Annotated in this window: 22 protein-coding genes; 9 read left to right on the top strand and 13 right to left on the bottom strand. The window is 69.0% G+C overall.

The features are described 5' to 3' along the window. Positions 1 to 63: 63 nt before the first annotated feature. Complete coding sequence (locus ACGFI8_RS26480; RefSeq protein WP_392808864.1) at positions 64 to 510, bottom strand: nuclear transport factor 2 family protein; 447 nt, start codon at positions 508 to 510, stop codon at positions 64 to 66. Continuing rightward, complete coding sequence (locus ACGFI8_RS26485; RefSeq protein ID WP_392808865.1) at positions 507 to 1,349, bottom strand: NmrA family NAD(P)-binding protein; 843 nt, start codon at positions 1,347 to 1,349, stop codon at positions 507 to 509. The genes ACGFI8_RS26480 and ACGFI8_RS26485 overlap by 4 nt, the downstream gene beginning before the upstream one ends. A 112-nt stretch (positions 1,350 to 1,461) precedes the next feature. Here ACGFI8_RS26485 and ACGFI8_RS26490 point away from each other — a divergent pair, with 112 nt between their 5' ends. The 4 genes from ACGFI8_RS26490 to ACGFI8_RS26505 all read left to right on the top strand — a co-directional run bounded on the left by ACGFI8_RS26490 (position 1,462) and on the right by ACGFI8_RS26505 (position 4,024). Then, positions 1,462 to 2,418 (top strand): AraC family transcriptional regulator, encoded by a 957-nt coding sequence (locus ACGFI8_RS26490; protein WP_392808866.1) that lies wholly within the window; start codon positions 1,462 to 1,464, stop codon positions 2,416 to 2,418. Positions 2,419 to 2,552: 134 nt separating this feature from the next. Beyond that, positions 2,553 to 2,894 (top strand): ArsR/SmtB family transcription factor, encoded by a 342-nt coding sequence (locus ACGFI8_RS26495; RefSeq protein WP_392808867.1) that lies wholly within the window; start codon positions 2,553 to 2,555, stop codon positions 2,892 to 2,894. A gap of 3 nt (positions 2,895 to 2,897) precedes the next feature. Further along, a complete protein-coding gene (locus ACGFI8_RS26500; RefSeq protein ID WP_392808869.1) occupies positions 2,898 to 3,404 on the top strand; it encodes an SRPBCC family protein in 507 nt (168 codons plus the stop codon). Further along, positions 3,404 to 4,024, top strand: coding sequence for a dihydrofolate reductase family protein (locus ACGFI8_RS26505; RefSeq protein WP_392808871.1), 621 nt, complete (start codon positions 3,404 to 3,406; stop codon positions 4,022 to 4,024). Before ACGFI8_RS26500 ends, ACGFI8_RS26505 begins: the two co-directional genes overlap by 1 nt. 196 nt (positions 4,025 to 4,220) lie before the next feature. On the opposite strand, the gene ACGFI8_RS26510 is transcribed toward ACGFI8_RS26505, so the two are convergent. Beyond that, positions 4,221 to 5,504, bottom strand: a complete 1,284-nt coding sequence (locus tag ACGFI8_RS26510; RefSeq protein ID WP_392808873.1) for an alpha/beta fold hydrolase — start codon at positions 5,502 to 5,504, stop codon at positions 4,221 to 4,223. 253 nt (positions 5,505 to 5,757) lie between these two features. On the opposite strand from ACGFI8_RS26510, the gene ACGFI8_RS26515 reads away from it, so the two are divergent. Further along, entirely contained in the window at positions 5,758 to 6,612 is an 855-nt protein-coding gene (locus ACGFI8_RS26515) for a universal stress protein (RefSeq protein WP_392808874.1), read from the top strand. Positions 6,613 to 6,688: 76 nt separating this feature from the next. Here the strand turns inward: ACGFI8_RS26515 and ACGFI8_RS26520 are convergent, their stop codons facing one another. Next, positions 6,689 to 7,123 carry an ankyrin repeat domain-containing protein gene (locus tag ACGFI8_RS26520; RefSeq protein WP_392808875.1) on the bottom strand — a complete coding sequence of 145 codons (435 nt, stop codon included), beginning with the start codon at positions 7,121 to 7,123 and terminating at the stop codon, positions 6,689 to 6,691. 252 nt (positions 7,124 to 7,375) lie between these two features. Further along, positions 7,376 to 8,236, bottom strand: a complete 861-nt coding sequence (locus tag ACGFI8_RS26525) for an SGNH/GDSL hydrolase family protein (RefSeq protein WP_392808876.1) — start codon at positions 8,234 to 8,236, stop codon at positions 7,376 to 7,378. Positions 8,237 to 8,587: 351 nt separating this feature from the next. Between ACGFI8_RS26525 and ACGFI8_RS26530 the strand changes: the two genes are divergently transcribed. From ACGFI8_RS26530 to ACGFI8_RS26540, 3 genes are all read left to right on the top strand, one after another. Next, complete coding sequence (locus ACGFI8_RS26530) at positions 8,588 to 9,202, top strand: hypothetical protein (protein WP_392808877.1); 615 nt, start codon at positions 8,588 to 8,590, stop codon at positions 9,200 to 9,202. Positions 9,203 to 9,430: 228 nt separating this feature from the next. Continuing rightward, positions 9,431 to 10,096 carry a hemerythrin domain-containing protein gene (locus tag ACGFI8_RS26535; protein WP_392808878.1) on the top strand — a complete coding sequence of 222 codons (666 nt, stop codon included), beginning with the start codon at positions 9,431 to 9,433 and terminating at the stop codon, positions 10,094 to 10,096. An 11-nt stretch (positions 10,097 to 10,107) separates the two neighbouring features. Then, entirely contained in the window at positions 10,108 to 10,734 is a 627-nt protein-coding gene (locus ACGFI8_RS26540; protein ID WP_392808879.1) for a TetR/AcrR family transcriptional regulator, read from the top strand. A gap of 697 nt (positions 10,735 to 11,431) precedes the next feature. Here ACGFI8_RS26540 and ACGFI8_RS26545 read toward each other — a convergent pair. Further along, the gene (locus ACGFI8_RS26545; RefSeq protein WP_392808880.1) at positions 11,432 to 12,850 is read right to left on the bottom strand and encodes an MFS transporter; all 1,419 of its coding nucleotides are present in this window, start codon (positions 12,848 to 12,850) and stop codon (positions 11,432 to 11,434) included. A 176-nt stretch (positions 12,851 to 13,026) separates the two neighbouring features. Between ACGFI8_RS26545 and ACGFI8_RS26550 the strand changes: the two genes are divergently transcribed. Continuing rightward, complete coding sequence (locus tag ACGFI8_RS26550) at positions 13,027 to 13,641, top strand: TetR/AcrR family transcriptional regulator (protein WP_392808882.1); 615 nt, start codon at positions 13,027 to 13,029, stop codon at positions 13,639 to 13,641. Between the two features lie 35 nt (positions 13,642 to 13,676). Here the strand turns inward: ACGFI8_RS26550 and ACGFI8_RS26555 are convergent, their stop codons facing one another. The 7 genes from ACGFI8_RS26555 to ACGFI8_RS26585 all read right to left on the bottom strand — a co-directional run bounded on the left by ACGFI8_RS26555 (position 13,677) and on the right by ACGFI8_RS26585 (position 21,163). Beyond that, positions 13,677 to 14,312 carry an NADPH-dependent F420 reductase gene (locus ACGFI8_RS26555; RefSeq protein WP_392808883.1) on the bottom strand — a complete coding sequence of 212 codons (636 nt, stop codon included), beginning with the start codon at positions 14,310 to 14,312 and terminating at the stop codon, positions 13,677 to 13,679. Between the two features lie 72 nt (positions 14,313 to 14,384). Continuing rightward, positions 14,385 to 16,034 carry an alpha-amylase family glycosyl hydrolase gene (locus ACGFI8_RS26560; RefSeq protein ID WP_392808885.1) on the bottom strand — a complete coding sequence of 550 codons (1,650 nt, stop codon included), beginning with the start codon at positions 16,032 to 16,034 and terminating at the stop codon, positions 14,385 to 14,387. A gap of 32 nt (positions 16,035 to 16,066) precedes the next feature. Next, the gene (locus tag ACGFI8_RS26565) at positions 16,067 to 17,650 is read right to left on the bottom strand and encodes a glycoside hydrolase family 66 protein (protein WP_392808887.1); all 1,584 of its coding nucleotides are present in this window, start codon (positions 17,648 to 17,650) and stop codon (positions 16,067 to 16,069) included. A gap of 13 nt (positions 17,651 to 17,663) precedes the next feature. Beyond that, positions 17,664 to 18,506 (bottom strand): carbohydrate ABC transporter permease, encoded by an 843-nt coding sequence (locus ACGFI8_RS26570; protein WP_392808888.1) that lies wholly within the window; start codon positions 18,504 to 18,506, stop codon positions 17,664 to 17,666. Further along, complete coding sequence (locus ACGFI8_RS26575; protein WP_392808889.1) at positions 18,503 to 19,474, bottom strand: carbohydrate ABC transporter permease; 972 nt, start codon at positions 19,472 to 19,474, stop codon at positions 18,503 to 18,505. The genes ACGFI8_RS26570 and ACGFI8_RS26575 overlap by 4 nt, the downstream gene beginning before the upstream one ends. 6 nt (positions 19,475 to 19,480) lie before the next feature. Next, positions 19,481 to 20,764, bottom strand: a complete 1,284-nt coding sequence (locus tag ACGFI8_RS26580; RefSeq protein ID WP_392808890.1) for an extracellular solute-binding protein — start codon at positions 20,762 to 20,764, stop codon at positions 19,481 to 19,483. 78 nt (positions 20,765 to 20,842) lie between these two features. Then, complete coding sequence (locus ACGFI8_RS26585; RefSeq protein ID WP_392808892.1) at positions 20,843 to 21,163, bottom strand: hypothetical protein; 321 nt, start codon at positions 21,161 to 21,163, stop codon at positions 20,843 to 20,845. Positions 21,164 to 21,212: the final 49 nt, after the last annotated feature.

Consider the following 21,212-nt stretch of genomic DNA (forward strand, 5'->3'; position numbering starts at 1 on the left):
TGGCGTCGACCACGCCACCACCGACACCTTCGTGCGCGGGCGGGTGAACTCGATCGTGATATCTCAGGCGGGGGTGTCGGGCCAACCCGCGGCGTCGAATACCGCGATCGGGTCGAGGTAGTCCCGCCAGTGCGTCACCTTGTGGTCCTTGACCGTAATGATGGAGACGAAGCGGTTGTTGTACGGCCGGCCCGTCTGCGCCGATTCGCCGTGCACCTCGTATTCGAGGACGACCACCGACGCTTCCGGATCCCGGTAGACGCGGAGACTGTCAGCGCTGTGCACCGTCATGTAGTCGTCGTAGTCGCTGTACAGGTCGATGACGTTCTGTCGCCCTTCGACGCGCCTGGGGTAGCCGGGCACCGAGATGATGTACTCGAAGACCACATCGTCGGCGAGGAGGTCGAAGTAGTCCTCGCCGTCGGCGAGACCTTCGAGCCCTTCGCGGATGATGCGGAAGAAGGGGCCGTCGGCTCCGAAATTGGAGCTGTCACGGCTGTACTTGGTCACTTGTCCTCCGAGGTCCAGGCGGCGGCGCGCCGCGCGAACGCTTCGAAACTGGTCGGCGGCCGGCCGGTGACGGTCTCGATGTCGTTGGTGGGCGTGGATCCGGTTCCGGCGATGATGGCGCCGGTGAGCCACCGAAGCATCGCGGCGTAGTCGGCGGGCACGCCGGCGGCGACGGCGCCGTTGATCCAGGTTTCCTGATCGAGGTCCTGATACACGACGGGATGTCCGCTCACGGCGGCGATGGTCGCGGCAACGTCGTCGAAGGTGATGGCCTGCGGTCCCGTTAGAGCGTAGCGGGCGCCTGCGTGTGCGTCAGGGTTGAGGAGGGTCTCGGCCGCGACCGCCGCGATGTCGGCCGCGTCGACGAATGCCTCGGTACCGCCACCGCTGGGGACGCAGAGCGTTCCGTTGATGACGGGGAGGTGATCGTCGGTGAAGTTCTGCATCACCCACGCGGGGCGCAGGATCGAGTGTGTGAACGCCTCCCGGCCGGCGAGGTCGGTCTCGACGGCCGCGACGTCGATTTCGCGTGGCGCCCGATCGCCGTTGTAGGTGCTGAGGAGGGTGACGTGACGCACGCCGGCGGCCTCGGCGCGGTCCAGGAACGCGGCGACCTGATCCGCATACCGCACCCGCATCACGGGTGTCACGAGGTAGACGCGGTCCGCTCCGGCGAGGGCGTCCGTGTAGGTGGCCGGGTTGTCCCAGTCGAACAGCAGGTCGCTGCCGTGCCGGGACCCGGTGCGGACACGTGCTCCGCGATCCGCGAGGTGCTTGGCGACGAGCGAGCCCGTCCTGCCGCTGCCGCCGAGGACAAGTGTCGCTGGTGATCTGAACATGTGCTCAGTCTTTCGCCGCTGGAGTGAGCGTATCAATGCGCTATGCGCTGGATTTATTGTGTGATCCTCTCAAAGCGTTGACTTCATGGAGCGTCACTCACAATCTGGGACTGTGGATCTGCTGTACGACCACCTGATGCGGGCGCGCGCGACCGGGGCGGTCTTCGCCCGCACTGTCGTCATGCCGCCATGGGGACTGCGGTTGGGCGGCTCCATCCAGCTCGCCGTGCACGCTGTCACCCGGGGCCGGGCGTGGATGTGGCTCGACGACCCGGCGAACGCGGTGGAGCTCCTGCCCGGGGAGATCACCCTCGTGCGCGGCGGGTCCGCTCACCACATCGCGCACGCGCGGGGTGCCGACTGCATGGAGCCGGATGAGTTCCGGGCCGAGCACGCACAGAGCGCACCCGCCGCCGACCCCGCCGCGACAGTGTTCCTGTGCGGTGCCTACCAATTCTCCGGCGATGTCGGCAGCGGGCTGCTCGACGCGCTTCCATCGGTGCTGACGCTCTCGTCCGCGATCGATGAACCACTCCGCGACGTGATCATGCTGCTGTCTCGCGAACTCACCACCGTGGAGCCTGGTCAACAGACCGTGCTGGATCGCCTGCTCGACGTGCTGCTCGTCCTCGCCCTGCGCAGCGACTTCCGGCGCAGCGCAGCCGCGCCGCGGTGGTACCGGGCGTCCGCGGACCCGCGGCTGCAGACCGCCCTGCAGGCCATGCACGAAGACGCCGGTCACCCCTGGACGGTGCCCGAGCTTGCGGCGATCAGCGGCCTGTCCCGGGCCGCTTTCGCGCGAGCCTTTCGGGACACGCTCGGGCAAGCTCCATTGCAGTACCTCACGGACTGGCGAATGACGCTTGCCCGAGACCACCTGCGCGCCGGCGAACTCAACCTCGCGGGCATCGCCGCAGCGGTCGGATACGGTTCACCGTACGCCTTCGCGACCGCCTTCCGCCGCCACCACGGCATCCCGCCCGGGGCGTGGCGACAACGGCAATCAACGGAGCCTCTCACGCTCGACAGCGTCGGTGACTCGCCAGCACGAGCCGAGGCCGACCGCTGACCCCGGCGATGACGGTGGCGCACGACCCCAATCGGCATCGGATCCCTTCGCCTCATGTCGCCGGCCACTGTCCCCACCGCGCGTCGACCCAACCGGCTTGACGTTTTCCCATATGGGAAAATATGGTGGCTGCCATGGCACGAGCAGCGACGACGTCGGACGCGTTCAACGCGATCGCCGAGCCACAACGCCGGGACATCCTGGCGCTGCTGCGGGCGGGTGAGTGGCCGGTGACCGACCTGGCCCAGGAGCTGGGGATGAGCCCGCCGCGGGCGTCCAAGCACCTGCGGGTGCTCCGGGAGGTGGGGCTGGTGCGGGTCCGCGGGGTGGGCAAGCAGCGCCTCTACGGCCTGGACGCCCGCGGGCTGCGGCCGGTCCACGAGTGGGTCGGCGGGTTCGAGCGGTTCTGGAACGAGAGTTTCGACCGGCTGGACACCTACGTGCAGGACCTCAAGCAGGCACGGCAGGAGGCATGACCGATGGCAGGGGCAGGGCAAGAAACGCGGGCGGAGCCGGCGACGGCCGACCGGGAGATCGTGATCTCCCGGGTCATCGACGCCCCGCGGGAGCTGGTGTTCCAGGCGTTCACCGAGGTCCGGCACCTGTCGCGGTGGTGGGGTCCGGAGGGGTTCACCACCACCACGCGGTCCTTCGAGTTCCGCGTCGGCGGAGCCTGGGACTTCGTGATGCACGGGCCGGACGGGACCGACTACTCCGAGTGGATCACCTGGACCGAGATCGTCCCACCGGAGCGGATCGCGCTGCAGCACGGTGAGTCCCGCGACGACCCGAACGCCTTCGAGTCGGTCCTGACCTTCGCGCCGGAAGGTGCGGCGACCCGGATCGTCATGCGCACGGTGTTCCCCACCAAGGAACTGCGCGACGAGGCGGTCGAGAAGTACCACGCGATCGAGGGCGGCCAGCAGACCCTGAGCAGCCTGGCGGCCTACGTCACCGAGATCGTTCGGAAGGGAGCGGAGGGCTGATGGCCGGGAAGGTGTTCTTCAGCGTGTCGATGTCGCTGGACGGTTTCAGCGCGCCCGAGTCCCTCGAGGACTTGATGGGGCAGCAGTGGATGGAACTGCAGCAGTGGATCTTCCCGCTGCGGTTCTTTCGGGAGAACCTGAAGCTCGGCGAGGGCGGGGAAGAGGGGCGCGACAACGACATCGTGCGGGAGACGTTCGAGCGCACCGGCGCGAGCGTGATGGGCAAGCGCATGTTCGACGCCGGCGAGGCGGCGTGGCCGGAGGAGGCGCCGTTCCACACGCCGGTGTTCGTCGTGACGCACACCAAGCGTGACCCCTGGGAGCGGCCGGGTGGGACCACCTTCCACTTCGTCAACGACGGCATCGAGGCCGCGCTCGACCAGGCCCGCGAGGCCGCCGGCGACCGCGACGTCCGCATCGCGGGCGGCGGCGCGACGATCCTGGAGTACGTGAACGCCGGCCTGGTCGACGAGTTCTCGATCGCGCTGTCGCCCGTGCTGTTCGGCTCCGGAATCCGCCTGTTCGACGGCGTGGATGCGTCCAGGGTCGCGCTGGAGCCGGTCCGTTCGGAGCCGTCGCCGCGGGTGACGCACCTGACCTACGCCGTGCACCCACGGTAGCCGCGCCACCACTCCACCCTAGCGACCCGAGCACCCACGGCGCACACGCTCGAATCAGCAAGCAACCTCGCCAGCCTCGCCGACGGCACGAGCTCGAATCGTCTGGACTGACCACCCACCAATCAGGGCACCGCGATGGCCGCCGGGCGGACAATTCGCGACGCCGTGAATTCACCGTATGCCGCGCCGCCGGGGGTCAGGCGTTGCCGCGCGCCATCGCGATCAGGCGGTCGAGCACGGCGCCGGAGCTGACGCGCAGGCCGTCGTGCTCGTGCTCGTTGGTGACCCACACCCGGGCGTCCTTGATCGCCTCGGCGGTGCGCAGGGAGAGCTCGCGGTCTACGTACATGTCGTCGTGGTAGACGGCGGCGGCCACCGGTACCGTGTTCGCCGCGAGGGCCGCCGGGTCGTAGAGCGCGGGCCAGGACGGGCGGGCGGCGAGCAGTTCGGCCGCCTCTCGCAGCGGGGCCAGGGCCGGGTCCGTCTCGAACTGCCAGGGGTAGATCATCTCGCCGGTGAAGAGGACAGGGGCGTCGCCGGCGAGCGCGGCGGCGGCGTCGAAGGCCGGGTGTTCGGCGCGCAGGCGGTGGGCGGCCCAGGCCGTGGCACCCGCGCCCTGGGCGTAGCAGGCCTCGTGCAGCACCGCGTAGAGCGGCGTCGAGGCCAGGCTCAGGCGGTGGTGTACCTGCGCGAGGAAGGCGTCGGAGAGCACACCCGGGGACTCGAAGGCGTCCTCGGTCAGGTAGTGCAGCTCGTGCGAGCCGGTGCTGCTCCCCAGGGCGAGGCCGAGCGACTGGAAGGACGCCGCCGTGAGCGGGGCGCCGTCGGCCAGGCGGACGTCGTGGGTCAGCAGGTGCTCGGTGATCGCGCGGACCGCGGCCACGTCGTGCGGGTACCGAGCGTAGTGGGCCGCGTTCTTCGCCGCCACGCGCGGGTACGTGGCGCGGTAGACGTCCTCGGCGGTGGCGGTCAGGCCGGGCAGGCCGCCGGTGATGAGCACCTCGCGCAGTCCGGACGGCGCGTGCGACAGATAGGCGACCGCGCAGAAGCCGCCGAAGCTCTGGCCCAGCACGCTCCACGGTGCGTCGCCGAGCAGGTGCCGGCGCAGCAGCTCGGCATCGCGGACGATGCTGTCGGCGCGGAAGTGGGAAAGATACTCGGCCTGCTCGGCCGGGCCGCCGCGGCGCAGCACCGAGTGACGGCTGACCCGGGCGGAACGCCCGGTGCCGCGCTGGTCGAGCAGCAGGACGCGGTAGTCGCGCAGGGCACGGTCCAGCCAGCTGTCGCGGCCGATCGGGCGGGGCGACGGGCTGCCGGGGCCGCCCTGCAGGAAGACCAGCCACGGCTTGTCGCCGCCGTCGGTCGCGACGACCGAGCGGGCGAAGAGCGAGATGGTCTCGCCCGCCGGGGCGTCGTGGTCGAGCGGCACCTCCAGGACGTGGTCGGTCAGGACGGTGCCGGGATGCCGGAACGAGCTCATCCCGGCACCGTACCGCTGTCACCGGCGTCGATCCTCGGCCCGTGCCGTCAGCCGACCGGCGCCCGCCCGCGAGCCAGCGCCGGGACGCGCGGCTTTCATGACCCGCTCCTCTCGCGTGCGTATCGCGCCCATCGTGCGGCGAGGGGCCGGTCGCCGGTCGGGTCGAAGGTCCCGCGGCGGTCGCTCCAACGTCCCTGTTTCCGCGCGGTCGCTCGTTCGATGCTCGACTCGGGGACCTTCCGAGGAGGGCGAGATGACCGCAGCGAGCATCGTTGTCGGGTACGACGGGTCGATCGAGGCCCGCGAGGCCGTGGACTGGGCGGCCGTCGAGGCGGCCCGCTCCGCGACGCCGTTATTGATCGTGTACGCGTACCAGTTCGCGTGGCCCTCCGCGCACTACGAGGGCGACAGCGCCGTGATCGCCGTCGAGGCCGAGGAGCGCGCCGAGCGCACCGTCGGCGAGGTCGTCGAACACGTGCGCAAGCACCACCCCGGCGTGTCCGTCACCGGCACGTCCGTGCACGCGGCGCCCGCGCCGACCCTGCTCGACCTCACGGAGTACAGCAGGCTGCTCGTCGTCGGCAACCGCGGCGCCGGCGGCATGGCCAACCTGTTGCTGGGCTCGGTGAGCCAGCAGGTCGCGACCCACGCCCGCGGCCCGATGGCGGTGGTCCGCGGCCGCGCAACGGCGACCGATGGCCCGGTCGTCGTCGGCGTCGACGGCTCGCCATCGACGGATGCGGCGCTCACGCTGGCGTTCGAAGCGGCCGCGGCACGCGGCACGGAGCTGATCGCGATCCGGGCGTTCGCACCGCCGAGCCCGGTGGTGGTACCACTGAGCGCGGTCGAGGCTGCGGAGCGCGAGGCCCTGGAGTCCTCCCTGGGCGGTTGGCGGGAGAGGTATCCGGACGTGAAGCTCGAGACGCTGCTGGCACGGGGCCGCCCGGCACGGGTACTGGTCGAGGCGTCGCACACCGCCCAGCTGGTGGTGGTCGGCAGCCGCGGCCACGGCGGCTTCGCGGGCCTGCTGCTCGGCTCGGTCGGCCAGCATCTCATGCACCATGCCGAATGCCCGATCCTGATCGCCCACCAACCACAGGCGGCGTGACGACCGGGCCCGGCGCGGCGCGCGCCGGCTGGTATTCGCGACCATTGCGGCGATCGGCGACAACCTCAACGGGTCGCTACTCGTGGGGCCCCTGACGATCGGCCGCACCCGCGGCCACGAGCAGCGTCGCCGTCTCGTCATGGCCGCCCCGGACGGCCCAGTCGAGCGGCGACAGCCCGTTTCCGTGGTCCTCGCGGAGGTTCGGGTCCGCGCCATGCGCGAGGAGCACGCGTACGACGTCGGTGCTCCCCCACGCCGAGGCACCCGTCAACGGCGTGCCCTGCTCACCACGCCCGCTTTCGAGGTCGGGGTCCGCGCCGGCCTCCAGGAGAAGCCGTACCGCCGCGGGCGCGCTCTGCACGGCCGCCAGATACAGCGGCGTCGTACCGTCGCGGCCCGGCGCGTTCGGGTCGGCTCCCGCACGCAGAGCCGCAAGCACACCCGGCAGATCGTCGCGCAACAGCGACGCCATCAGGCGGGTGGTGAGCTTCTTGCGCCGCCGAACATTCATCGGTACTCGTTCTACATCATCCCTGCGCACTTCACCGGCCGCGACGTCCTCGAAGTCGCGGCGGGCACCGGATACTGGACTCAAGGCAACGCCGCCACTATCCCCGCGCCAACGTCCAGTTTCGCGGCGATCCGCACGCTGCGGCTACGCCGCGCCGTCTTTGGCGGCAGGCACTCTGGTGGGCTGACCCGGCGCAAGCCGGGTCAGCCCTGGAGCCTTGTTGATCATTCCTTCAGAAGAGCCGCGCCCGTTCTACTTCTTGGACTTCGCGGCGGCGGCGGCCTTGACCGTCGCGGACTGCAGCGCGTTCTTCACCAGGGGCGTGTAGCCGCTGGCATGGCCCGTCTGATTGGGGTGGTAGGACTCCGACGTCGGGTTCGAGATGCCGTTGATCCACTCGGTCGCGTCGCAGACGGCGTGGCCCTTGAAGCTGGGCCGGGGATCGGCGAACGCGAACCCGTGTGCCACCGCCCGGCTCTGGATGGTGGTGGCGAGCAGGTCCGCCGTGTGGTTCAGCTCGACCTGCTCTCCGGGGCTGATGCGGGACAACGACTGGCAGTCGCTCTCGTTGAACAGACGGGGGTAGCCGACGATCACGACGCGAGCGTTGGGCGCCAGCGCCCGGATCCGGTTGTAGAGGTTGTCCAGCGCACCGGGCAGTGTGTTGGTGATGTACGCGTTGGCGTTGTTGATCTCACCCCAGCAGGTGTACGGCCACGGCAGGGCGCATTTGCTGATGACGCTGCCGAAGCCGGCGTCATTGCCACCCACCGACAGGGTTATGTGGGTCGTCGAGGCGGAGAGGCTGCCGAGCTGGGTGTTGAGCACATCGCCGACCTTCGCTCCCGAACAGGCGGCGAAGACGAACGTGGTGGCCCCGATCTGGCTCTTGACCAGGACCGGATACGCGTACTGGGAGCGTTGGCAGCTTGTGCCGTCCGAGTAGTAGCTGCGGGTGCCGACACCGGACGAGTACGAGTCGCCCAGCGCGGTGTACACAACGGTGGCCGCGTGTGCGGGCAGGCCCCACGCCACGGATGCCGCGAGGGTGACGGCGAGACTGGTGGCGAGAGTGGCGAGGCGCTGTTTCCAGCGGGACGCGGGGGTTGCCAAGGCGTTCCTCCTGAGGTAGCAGCCCACCGTGACTCGCATCGACACATGTCGAATGGACGGTGGCCACTACTTTGAGGGCAATCGCCGTCGATGGCAATAGTGGATCAGCTGAAGCCTGTCCCAACAGGAGGTGCTCGTCCGCCCGCGAGCGACAGCGGCGGCGCGGCCGGCGTGCGGCATCCACCAGGCATGGCGTCGAGCGCCGGAGCGCTCGATCCTCAGGCGTCCTGGCGGGGACGGAGGATCGGGTCGATCTTGGTAAGTGAAAGCCAAGGTTCCGACAGTGGGCGGGAAATCGGCCGCGGAGCCCGCATCATGTGTCGCAACCTGATCATCGACGCGGGAGCGGGCATGAAGCGCGGAAACATGTGGACCCTGGCAGTCGGCGGGACGGCCGTACTCGCGCTCGCGTTGGCCGGGACGACTGGATGCCGCGGATCCGCGACGACCGGGGATACGGCGACGGGGCGCTCGGCCTCCGTCGGCCCGAGCTCCGACTCCACTACTGCGGCCACCACCACGCCCGCGGCCACCACAGGCGAGCCGTCGACCAACTCCTCACCGGTCCTGGCCGACGGCCGCAGCGCCGCCTACATCACCGGCCTGGACACCACCCACAACACCGTCACATTCGACCTGATCGAGTTCCTGACCGGCGACGCGGCCCAGGCGGCGTGGAAGAAGGAGCATCCGGAGGACCCCAACGGCCTGGACAACGACTACATGATCGTCAACAACAACAAGACGTTGCGGACGCTGCCGGTCGCCGCGAGTGCTCAGTGTGTGGTGCTGAAGACGCTGGGCGGCACGGACACCAAGACGATCAGCTTCGCCGCCTTCCCCGCATTCCTGACGCAGCAGAACAAGGGGATGGCGCTCACCCCACCGAACCTCGCGGTGCTGCCGTTCTGGCTGACGGTGCAGCACGGGACCGTCATCAAGTTCGAGGAGCAGTTCCTGCCTTGATGCACGAGCGGGAACCCGGGCCGGCGGCGCAGGCCCGGGTCAGCCGTCGGATGCAGAGCTCGATGCCGCACCGGAAACGAGCATCCGATGTGGACATAGTGGCGCCTGAAGGCACCCGAGTCGCGGGCGTGAATCGCCCTAACCGGTCCGAATCGGAATTGGCTAGAACGAGGTTGTACTTGAATTCGCCGCCCTCCTATCCTGCGATGGCCTTGAGGGAGGACATGGATGTCGACTTCAGTTGCACCGGCAGACACCCGCATGATGGCCGTCGTGCACCGGGCACTTACCCGCGACCTGCAGCGCGTCGGTGACGCCGTCACGGCGAAGCCCTACCCGCAGGGGCGGCGACGCCAGGCGCTCGGCGAGCATGTCGCGTGGCTGATGCGCTTCCTGCACGAACACCACACCGGCGAAGACGAGGGCCTGTGGCCGATGGTGCGCGACCGCAATCCCGACGCCGGGCCGCTGCTGGAGTCTCTCGAGGCCGACCATCGCGCGATCGCTCCGGCTGCCGAGCGGCTCGCGGCCGCCGGACAGGCCTACTCCGGGTCTACCGGCGATGTCGAGCGTGTGGAAGTCCACGACGCGCTGCAGGCCCTGACCTCGGTCCTCGTCCCGCACCTGGAACGCGAGGTCGCCGAGGCAATGCCGGTGGTGTCGGCGAGCATCACCCACGCGGACTGGCATGCCTGGGACCAGGAACGCAACGTCAAGGGCAAGCCCCTGTCGGAGCTCGGCTTCGTCGGTCACTGGCTGCTCGACGGCATCGACCCGGAGGGCTACCAGCTCGTCGTCGGCGAGGTACCGGCGGTGCCGCGGTTCATACTGCTGCGCTTCTTCGCAGGCCCCTACCGCCGGCGTGCCGATCTCCTCTGGCGGGCCGGCGAATAGGCGGGCAGCCCATGCGCATCGCAGCCGCGTACCGGCGGCACTATCACTCACCGATCCGCGAGGAACGTGCGGCCAGGACGCGCGCGGCGGTACTCGCGACGGCGACCCGCCTGTTCCGCGAGCGAGGCTGGGCCGCTACCGGCATGCGCGACATCGCCCACGCCGCGGGAGTTGCGGTCGAGACCGTCTACGCCTCCTTCCCGTCCAAGGCCGACCTGTTGGTGACTGCGCTGGAGGAGGCGCTTGTAGGCGACTCCAGCGCGGTCCCACTGACGCAGCGGCCCGAGTTTGCGGCGCTCGGCGAGGGTGCCCGGCCGGCCCGGGTGGCGATGGCGGCGTCGCTGCTGACTGACGTGCACCACCGCACCGCCGCGCTCTACCTGGCGCTGCGCCAAGCGGCGCCCGGCAACAGAAGCCTCGCCGAGCATCTCGTCATATGCGACGCCCGCCGGCGGCAGAACATCGAGCATGGCCTCACTTTCGTCAAGGGCGCCGCCCTGACGGGCGAGGAACGCGACGGGCTGACCGCAGTGCTCGACGTCGACGTCTACCAGCAGCTCGTCGTCGGCTGCGGGTGGACCCAGCGGGAGTACGAGTTCTGGGTGGCCGGAGTCATCGACAAGCTCCTCGGCCACTGAACCCACCAACCGCACTGCTCCTGGCCGGCGTCTGCCTGGTAGTCCTGGGCCGGAGTCGCAGCACGGCCACCCTGCCTCGATCGTGACGGCGTAGCGGTGAACGTGGCGGGTCCGGCCCCGGGCCCGCCACATTCCCACCGAGGCGGTGCACACTCGACGAAGGTCGTGGCGTTGTACGCCGGCACGGGCGGGGAGCGGCGCGTAGTGACGTGAGCCTGGAGGCCGCGAAAGGGACACCGACGGCGCCGAACAGGTAGGAGGTCAACATGCCAGCGCCCAGAGTTCTTGACGGCGCCATGGTCGAGCTGTACGCGCAAGTGGGTGGCGCGCAGCGGCCTACTCGTCGGACCAGGCACTCGGTCGACAGATTTGAGGAAATGGTATCCAACCTGGCGATTGCGCGATATGACCGGGACTCCGATTACTACCTGTTCTACTGCTCCGCCGACTGGGAGGTTCTGACGGACACTTGTCACCCAACCAGGCAGGAGGCCATAGATCAGGCGAACTTCGAATTCGAGGACTTGGAGTTCGTTCCGCGTGCACCTGGAACACCGACGCCCGAACCGTTCACGCGACGCTGAAGAGTTCTCCGTCCGTGTTTCCGGTACAGTGCGGGGAGCGGGCGTTCCAACCCACTCCCCGCACTTGCGCCGCGTGCCTTCCCGTCCTCGGGTGTCGCGTCCGAACGTCACGTCTACGCGCCGAAGACTTCGGCCATTGACTTGCTCGCCTGGCCGTCCGCGGCGCTGCGCGTGCGCAGGATCGCCCAGCCGACGAGCGCTCCAGCCACGGCCGTCAGCGTGAGGCCGGCGATGGTGACGGCCTCTTGGAACTGCGCGGCTTGCTGCGTGCTCCAGTCCGATGTGGCGATGTCGCCGGTGAAGAGGGCCGCGAGGATGGTGCCGGTAACGGCAATGCCGACGCCGGAGGTGACCTCGGTGGCAGTGTCGGTAAGCGCGGCGCCGATCGTGGTCCGGTTCTTCGGCAGGCCACGCAGAACGTTGACCCCGGCGACAACGCCGACCACGCGCATCCCGGCGGCCACGAGCACGAGCGCGACAGCGACCCACAGGTATCCGAAACTGCTCATCAGGCCGTAGACGGCAAGTCCGAGCACGACCGCGGCAGCGCTGAGCCATGCGGCCCGCTCGAGACCGACCCGTTGCACGAACGGATTGATGAACAGGCCGCCCGCGACGAGAACGACGACCTGCGGCAGCATGCCGATCGCGGCATGTGCGGGCGTCCAGCCCCAGGCGAGCTGCAGTTGCAGCGTCACCATGTAACCGAGACCGGCGGTTGCCAGCCCGGCGGCGGCCTTGTAGGCCAGGCCGCTCGAAACCAGCGGGCGAGCAACGAGCTTCAGGTCGAGAAGCGGGTAACGCGCCGAACGCTCGCGCAGGACAAAGAGGATCGCTCCTACGACGGCCGCGGCGGTCGCCGTCCACGGCGCCCATGAGCCGGAGCCTTCGTTCACGAACAGTGTCGGTGCGACGAGGGTGAGCACGATCGTCACCGTGCCCAGCACCGCACCGAGGACGTCCACCGGGTCGCGGTGCAGATCAGCCGGCTCGTCCGCAGCGATGCCCGCTCGTACACCGATGATGGCGAGCGCGGCGATCGGCACGTTCACCAGCAGCAGGACCTGCCACGGAGCGATCGCGAGCACGAAACCACCCACCGTCGGGCCGATCGCGAGCCCGACCAGACCCACGGTCGAAATGAGGGTCGTCGCACGGACGCGCAGGCTGTCCTCGTCGAACAGCCGGAAAGTCAGCGCCAGCGACCCGGGAGTCGTCATCGCCGCCGCGACCCCCATCACCGCGCGGACGACGATCAGCTGCTCCGCTGTCGTGACGAACGCGGTCGCCAGGCTCGCAACACCGAGCAGCACCAGACCGATGAGCATGATCCGCCGGCGGCCGAACCGGTCGGCCGTCGCACCGAACACCAGCATCAACCCGCCGAACACGACCGCGTACGCACCCGTCACCCACTGCAGCGCGATCGTCGACGCATGCAAGTCGCGTCCGATCGTGGGCAGCGCGACGTTCAAGATCGAGTTGTCCAGCATCTCGAACAAAAACACCGCGGACAGTCCGGCCAAGGCCATCCAAGCTCCCCGCAAGGACCGGGGAGAACCAGGAGACCTCATCACTGGTTCCTCGTGCTCGCGTACGTGTTCGTGACGTTGGGCGCCCATGCGCGCTCCCTCCGCGTGGAGTGATTATTGGAGTCTAATCCATAATTTTGGTCCACTCTAATTTTGTGGCTTGGTAGACTCCGGGAGTGGCTGGAACCGGACTTCGTGACCTCAAGAAGGCGCGCACCCGCCGGCTCATCGCCGAGACCGCGGCCCGGTTGTTCGCCGATCGGGGCTACGAGCGGGTGACGGTCAGTGAGATCGCGCGCGAGGCGGAGGTGGCGGAGCAGACGCTCTACAACTACTTCCCGACCAAGGAACAGCTGGTCACCGACCGCGAGCAGCAGATACAGGACCGGCTGAGCGACCTGATCCGCTCCCGGCCGGCGGGAACCAGCCCGGCCGCCGCCATCCGCGACTTCGTCCTGCAGACGGTGTCGGAGATCCGCGGCGTGCCGCCGGAGATAGCCCGCGGCACGCTCGGCTATCTGGCAGCCATCAGCCCCGCGGTCAACCGGCTGGCCCTGGAACTGACCGACCGCCAGGCCACCGCGCTGGCCGCGGCGATCAGCGACACGATCCCGATCGCACCGGAGATCGCCCGCCTGCAGGGCATCGCGCTGGCTGGCGTGTTCCAGATCATCATCAGCGAGTCAGGCCGCCGTACCCGAGAAGGCCAGACCCCGGCCGAGATAGCCGACGCGTTGCGCCCGGAGATCGAAAACATCCTCACCGAACTGGACCGCTGGCTGACCCGATAACTTCCTTCTCCTCGGAGGGGTCCTGACCGGCAGGCTCAGGTGCCCTCGATGCCGATGCGGGCGTGCAGCGTGTCGGCCCACAGGTCCGCGGTGTAGACCTCCGTGCCGGGCTGGTGCTTGCGGCCGCCCTCGACGAGCGGACCGGCGTCGACGGGTTCGAAGCCGATCTGCTCGACGAGGTCGAAGACCTGCCACTTGGCGTCCGGATCGTCGCCGGAGACCGGGATGCCGTACCGGCGGTTCGCCCCGGCCGATCGCCCATGGTCGCGCAGGTGGTCCCAGCGCATCGCGTTGAACGCCTTGACCACGTGCGCGCCGGCAAGGTGCCGCTGCAGCAGCTCGCTGCTGGTCACATCGCCGTGCTCCAACGCTTCGTCGTGCCCGTCGCGTTCCGGGTTGTAGTTGGTCGCGTCGATCACCGTTCGGCCGGCCAGGGCCTTGGCGGGCAGGTCCCGATAGTGGCCGAACGGCACAGCGACGATCACGACGTCGCCGTAGCGGGCCGCCTCCTCCGCGGTGACGGCGTGGGCGTGACGGCCGAGCTGATGCTCGAGGTCGCGCAGGGTGTCCGGACTTCGGGAGTTCGCGATGGCGACGTCGTCGCCGGCCGCGGTGTACAGGTGGGCCAGCGTAGAGCCGATCTTGCCGGCGCCGATCACACCGATCTTCATGCTTGTCACCTACCCCCTGACGGCCCGTTCACGCGATAGGCCGTCAGGGCGCGAACCGCTGCAGCCCGCGACTTACGAGCCCGTCGGCTTCAGCCAGGCGGCGGACTCGCCGGCCAGTCGTCCGCCGTCTGCCGGAGCCGACGCCAGCACGATCTGGCCCCAGGTCGATGGTGGGGTGAACGGCTCTTCGCCGAAGACGGTGACGCAGACGAGTTCACCGCGCCGGTAGGCGAGCACGTCAGGTCGTCCCGGTACGGCCAACCAGCGCAGTTCGTGGTCCGCCAGTTCGCTGGCGAGCGCTTTGCGACTGGTCAGCGCATCAGCGTAGAGGCGCAGCGTCGAGTTCGGTGTCCGGAGTTGTTCCGACGCGGCGTATTCGGCGTACCAGGCCGGCTGTGGCAGCCAACTCTGTGGCCCCGGGCCGAAGCCGAGTGAAGGACCGTCGGCTTGCCACGGCAGGGGCACGCGGCATCCGTCGCGGCCGTGCTCGGCGCCGCCGGAGCGGAACCAGATCGGGTCTTGACGTGCGTCGTCGGGTAGGTCCAGCACTTCGGGCAGGCCGAGCTCTTCTCCTTGGTAGAGGTAGACCGACCCCGGTAGGGCGAGGAGCAGCATCAGTGCCGCACGGGCCCGGCGCAGTCCGCCGGCGATGTCCACGTCTCCCCGGGCTCGGGCGACGTTGCCGACCGGATCGGCGGAGCTGGGTGGATCGGCGGCGCGCAGGCCGAACCGGGTGACCGCGCGGTGGACGTCGTGGTTGGCCAGGGTCCACGTGATGGTGGCACCGGTGGCGGCGATCTCCGCAAGACCGCGGGACACCGAGGCTCGAAACGCCGCCGCATCCCACGGGCACATGAGCAGGTCGAAGTAGAACGCCTGCGGAAGCTCGTCCGGGCGAAGGTAGGCGGCCAGATCCGTCACCGTGGGCACCCATATCTCGCCGACGAGGGTCAGATCCCGGCCGTACGAGTCGGCCAGCGCTCGCCATCGCCGGAGCACCTCGTGCACCTCGGGCTGGTTCTGCGCGTAGCCGTTGTAGTCCGAGTCGCCGTCGGGCGGGAACGTCCAGTCGGGCAGGTCGGCCCGCTTGACGAGCATGTGTGCCACGTCGATGCGGATGCCGTCGACGCCCCGGTCGAACCAGAACCGCAGCACCTTGTCGAAGTACTCGACGACGTCGGGATTGCGCCAGTTGAAGTCGGGCTGGCTGGGATCGAAGCTGTGGAGGTACCACTGGTCGGTACCGTCGACGCGGGTCCATGCGGGCCCGCCGAAGACGGATCGCCAGTTGTTGGGCGGAGCGGCACCGGCGTCGCGGCCGGTGCGGAAGATGAACCGTTCGCGTTCCGGTGAGCCTGGCTGCGCCTCGCGTGCCGCGACGAACCATTCGTGCTCCACGGAGCAGTGGTTGGGCACAAGGTCCATCAGCACGCGCAGGCCTCGTCGATGTGCCTCGGCCAGCAGCGCGTCGAACGCCGGCAGGCCGCCGTAACGGGCGTCGATGTCGATGTAGTCCGCGACATCGTAGCCGTGGTCGGCGCCGGGGGATGGATAGCACGGGTTGAGCCAGAGGCCGTCCACACCCAGGCTTGTCAGGTGATCCAGCCGCTGGGCGAGACCCACGAGGTCCCCGATGCCGTCCCCGTCCGAGTCGGCGAAGGAACGGACGTAGACCTGGTAGATCACCGCATCGCGCCACCAGGCCCGATCGGTCGTTGTCATGAGGTACTCCTGGTCGAGGGGCGAACGATCGGTCAACGAGGGAGGAAAACGACTTCCCAGACGTTCAGCGGCGGGAGATCCGCCTCGACGTGCTCGCCCTCCCTGACGGCGGGCACGTCGGCGAAGGCCGGGCTGCGATCGGGGTCCGCGACGCGTATCGTCGGCAGCTCCGGCGTGCACAGACGCGCCCGCAACCGCAGACCGGTCACCGGCGGCGGCGGGGTCTTGGGAGTGTCCCAACCCGCCTCCTCCTGGCCGGTGAGGTTGATCAGGTGAATGACGGTGCCGTGCGGCGTGTCGACGACCCGGCGCCAGACCGTGCCCGGCCGGGCCTCGTGCGACATGGTGATGCCGTCGGGGCCGATCACGTCGATCTCGTCGTTGAGGCCGCCGACCACCGATCGGGTGATGTCGGACAGTCCGGGGGCCAGCAGGACGTCGCCGGCGGCCACCAGCAGGTCGTACCAGCGTTGGAGCATGTCCAGTGTGGACGGAAGGGCTCGATGGTTGCGTACGTAGTACGGATCGACCAGCACGCTGCCCGACTCGCCGGCGAGCAACTGGGTGGCGCCGTGCGAGAACGCGGTCGCCATGGTGAACCGGGTCGTGAGGTCGGCGACCTCGGCCGGGTGGTTCGCGTAGACCGTCTGGTAGGCGGCGAGGACCGCGGGCCGGGTCGGGGCGAGCGTGCGCGACCGAGTCGCCACCGCCGCCAGATCGGCGAGCGTGTGGTGCGGATCCCAGACCTCGGTGTAGGTGACGTTCTGCGGACTGGCGGTGGTGACCCAGGCCGGGAAGTCGTTGACGTTGTTGAAGACGAGGGTCGCCTCCGGCAGTGCGGTTCGGACCGCCTGGATGAGGGTGTCGAATGCCCGTGCCACGTCGACCGTCCGCCCGTCCGTACGCATCGCGTGGCGCGGCCATCCGTACTGGTCGAGGTGGAAACCACTGAAGCCTCCGGCACGCACAGCCGCGCGCAGGTCCTCGGTGAAGTGCGACAGCCACGCCGGGTCGCTGGGATCGACCAGTTGCAGGAAGTCACCGAGCGCGTAGGGCGTGCCGTCGGGCTTGACCAGCGCGATGTGCTCCCACGCCGGCCATTCGTCCTTGCCGACGGCGTACACGGCGGCGTAGCCGATGGGCAGCGTGCCGCCGTCACGAAGCCCGCCGGCGAGCCGTTGGACGGTGTCGATGGAGACCGGCTGGCCGAGCGGGTCTTCGTATTCGGCCGGGCCGACCAGGTTGGCGTGCCGGTAAGCCCAGTCGTAGAACTGCGCGCCGCTGAGGTGCAGCCGGCGAAAGTGAGACCGTACGGCGTCGATGTCGCGGTTGGGCGCGAAGCTTGCCACAAACCCGTACCGCAGCCGCGACACCGGGTCGGCGAGGATTTCGACCGCGGTCCACTGCGTGTCGTGCTGGTCGTCGAGCAGCGCGACGGCGTAGCCGCCCTCGGGCAAGACGGGCAGGACGAGTCGGTGCACACCGGATGGCACGTCCGTCGTGGCAACCTCGACGCCGAGGTGCGACACGCTCAACCGGCGTTGGTGGCCGGCCGGCGACACGTCGATGTGGACGCTCTCGCCGGGCAGGTAGGAGGCCTTGCTCGGGAGCAGCATGGTTCGTTCTCCTTCAGGATTTCAGTGCGCCTGAGGTCAGGCCGGTGACGAAGTGCTTCTGGCCCAGCAGGTAGACCAGGACGACCGGACCCACGCCGATGAGCGACGCGGCGAACACGAGGCTCCAGCTCGTGAGGTGCGAGCCTTGAAACTGGGCGATGGCCAGGGGAAGTGTGCTCTTCTCGGGGTCGGTGATGCTGGTCAGCGCCCATGAGTACTCGTCCCAGGCGGCCAGGAAGGCGAAGACCGCGGCGGTGGCCAGGGCGGGCCGCGAAATGGGCAGGTACAACGCGACGAAGCGGCGCAGCGGGCCAGCTCCGTCCACTGTCATGGATTCGTCGAGTTCGACCGGCACCCGTTCGAAGAAGCCACGCAACAGGAATGTGTTGAAGGCGATGCCGCCGCCGACGTAGAAGACGACCAGGCCGGTGCGCGAGTCGGTGAGGCCGAGCGTGGTGGCGACCAGGAACTGGGGAATGAGGATGACGATGCTGGGCACCATCAAGCCGAGCATCAGCGTCCAGAACAGCAGCGTCCGACCCGGAAAGGTGAATCGGGCGAAGGCGTAGGCGGCCAGCGCCGACAGCAGCGTGGTGAGCAGCGTCGTGGCGCAGGCGACCATTGCCGAGTTGGCGAAGTATCGGCCGAAGTCGTTGGTGTTCCACGCCTCGACGTAGTTGCCGGCAGTGGGATGCTCCGGCAGCAGCCTGGGCGGCCAGGCGAAGGCGAGCACGTTCGGCGTGAACGAGACGCTGATCATGTACACCAGGGGCAGCACCATGATCACGGCACCCGCGCCGAGGGCCAGCAGGCGTGCCCCGGCCGCGATTCGGCGGGACACCGGCGTGGAGATCATTGCACCCCCCTGTCGAGGCGGTTGAAGATGGCGGTCTGGGTGATCGAGATGATCAGCACGGCGGCGGTCATCAGCACGGCCAGCGCTGAGCCGTATCCGAAGTCGAGAAAGTCGAAAGCCTGCTTGTAGACGTAGGTCAGGGGCATCTCGGTCTGTCCCGCGGGTCCGCCGTCGGTGAGGAGCAGGACCTGAATGAACGCCTGGAGACCGCCGATGCCGAGCAGGATGGTCACGAAGAGCAGCGTGCGGCGAAGGGCGGGTAAGGTGATGTGCCACAGCCGGCGCAGGTAGCCGGCGCCGTCCACAGCGGCCGCCTCCAACTGGTCGGCCGCGACTCCCTGCAGTCCGGCCAGCAGGATCACCGCCGTCCAGCCCACGCCCTTCCAGATGCCGAGCGCACAGAGCGCAACCATGGCGGTCCAGCGTGAATCGAGCCAGCCCACCCGCTCTCCGGAGACGCCGAGCGCCTCGACGAGCAGCCAGTTGAGCGCGCCGTCGTTGGCGAAGAGGTAGCGGAACAACAGCGAGACCACGACCCAACTGGTGACGACGGGCAGGTAGAACAGCACGCGGAAGAGCGTGCGACCCGGCAGCCGGTTGTTGAGCAGCAGCGCCAGGACGAGCCCGAGGACGATCTGGCCGGGCACGGTGACGAGCATGTAGACGGTCGCGTTGACCACGCTGCGGCCGAACTCCGCGTCGCCGAACGCCCGGGCGTAGTTCGCCCCGCCCACGAAGGGGCTGTCGGCGCCGGGCATCGGGCTCCACTCGTACAGGCTGACCTGGACCGCTTTGCCCATCGGAATCAGCATGACCGTGACGAAGAACGCGATGGCGGGCGCGAGGAGCAGGTATGGGACGAGGCGGGCGAAGAGTTGCGCGCGGCTGCGGCCTCGCGGCGATGCGAACTTCGGGGGGCGTTGCCCGGCGCGAGGGCGCCGGGCAACGGTGGGCACGGTGGCTGACATGCCGTTTCAGTCCTTGGCGAGCAGGGTGTCAATTTCGGCAGCGGCGGAGTCCAACGCCTGCTGCAAACTCGTCTCGCCCTTGAACGCAGCCTGCAGCTTCTTCTCCAGCAGGTCGTTGATCTTGCTCCAGGAGGGCACCGGAGGACGCGGACGCGCGGTCTTCAGCTGCTGCGCGAACGGCCCGAAGGTGGGGTTGATCGCGGCCTGGTCGAGGTCCTTGAGCACCGACATCTGGCCCGCCTTGGCGAACTCGGTCTGCGCCTCGTCGGACAGCAGGTAGCGCGTGAACTCCAGGGCAAGGGCCTTGTTCTTGGAGTTCTTGAACACGACGGCGTCCTCGCCACCGACGACACTGATGCTCCCGCCGGGGCCGGCCGGGACCGGCGCCACCTGAACCTTGAAGTCCGGGTGCTGGCTGGCGAAGATCGGGTACATCCAGGGGCCGTCGAGGATCGTCGCGTACTTCCCGGTCGGCAGGCCGGTGGATCCGTCCACGCCGCCGGTGGCCCCGGTGATGTTGTTCGCGATCTGCTTCTTCTTGTACAGGTCGTAGAGCAGCTGCACCCCGGCCAGGGACTGCGGGCTGTTGAGGTGGCCGGTCGCCTTCGTGTAGTCGGCGTCGGTGATGTCGCCGCCGGCTGACCAGATCCAGGGCAGGATCTGCCAGCCGCCGAGCCCGCCCTCGTAGAAGGCCTGCACGTCCGTGCCGGCGAGCTTGTCGCCGAGCGCCGTCATCTCTTCGAACGTCGCGGGCGGCTTGGTGACACCGGCCTTGGTCAGGGCGTCCGCGTTGTACATCAGCACGCGGGTGTTGGTGTCGAGCGGAAGGCCGTAGTAGCCGTCGCGGTACTTATTGGTGGCCAGCGTGCCCGGGAACACCTTGCCCGCGTAGGTCTGGAAGTCAGGCATGGATGTGTCCAGCTTGTCGAGCAGTCCCAGCTTGGCCATCTCGCTGACCCACGCGATGTCGGCGCGCAGCACGTCCGGTCCCTGCCCGGCCGTCGCCGCGGTCAGCACCTTCTGCCGCAGGTCGCTGTCCTTGACGGAGACGTCCTTGACCGTGGTGCCCGGGTGTTTGGCCTGGAAGCCAGGGATGATCACTTCGCGGAGTACCTTGACCTCCTTGGCGTCGCTGCTGTAGCCGTGCCAGAAGGTGATGGTGCCGGACAGCGCGTCCCCTGACGAGGAGGGCTTGTCCTGTCCACCGCACGCCGACAGCGACATGGCCACCGTGGCGAGCAGGGCGGTGCCGGTTGTCAGCATGCGCCGGCGGGTGAGTACAGTGTGCACGATGCTCAGACTCCTATGGGTGGGGGAAGGGGCATGGTGACCGGGGTGCAGCCCGGTTCACCGCAGGCGGGCCCAGGGTCAGCGGCCGTTGCTGGACACGGGACCGAGGAGCGGGTGCTGGATGGCGACCGCCGCCGACCCCCGTGCCCGAATACGGTCGGGCAGCGGACGGATGAGATCATGTTGCGCTGCGGGATCCGCGTGGCCACCCACTCCGATACCGACGCGGTCCCCCGGTCCGGACGAGTCAGACCGGACCGCTCCGGTGGTCGTGCCGGCGGACAAGCCGAGCGCGGCGGCGATCTCCGGCCAGGCGATCGCCCCCTTGGTAGGCACAGTCACGAAGCCGCTCGCCGCGGTCGCGTCCGCGACCGCCGTGGGTGTGGCCAGCAGCATCATGCCGAGTAGTTAAACTCATGTTAATTGCATTCGTCAAGAAAGAAAGTCC

This window comes from Dactylosporangium sp. NPDC048998 (assembly GCF_043197855.1).
Lineage (GTDB): Bacteria > Actinomycetota > Actinomycetes > Mycobacteriales > Micromonosporaceae > Dactylosporangium.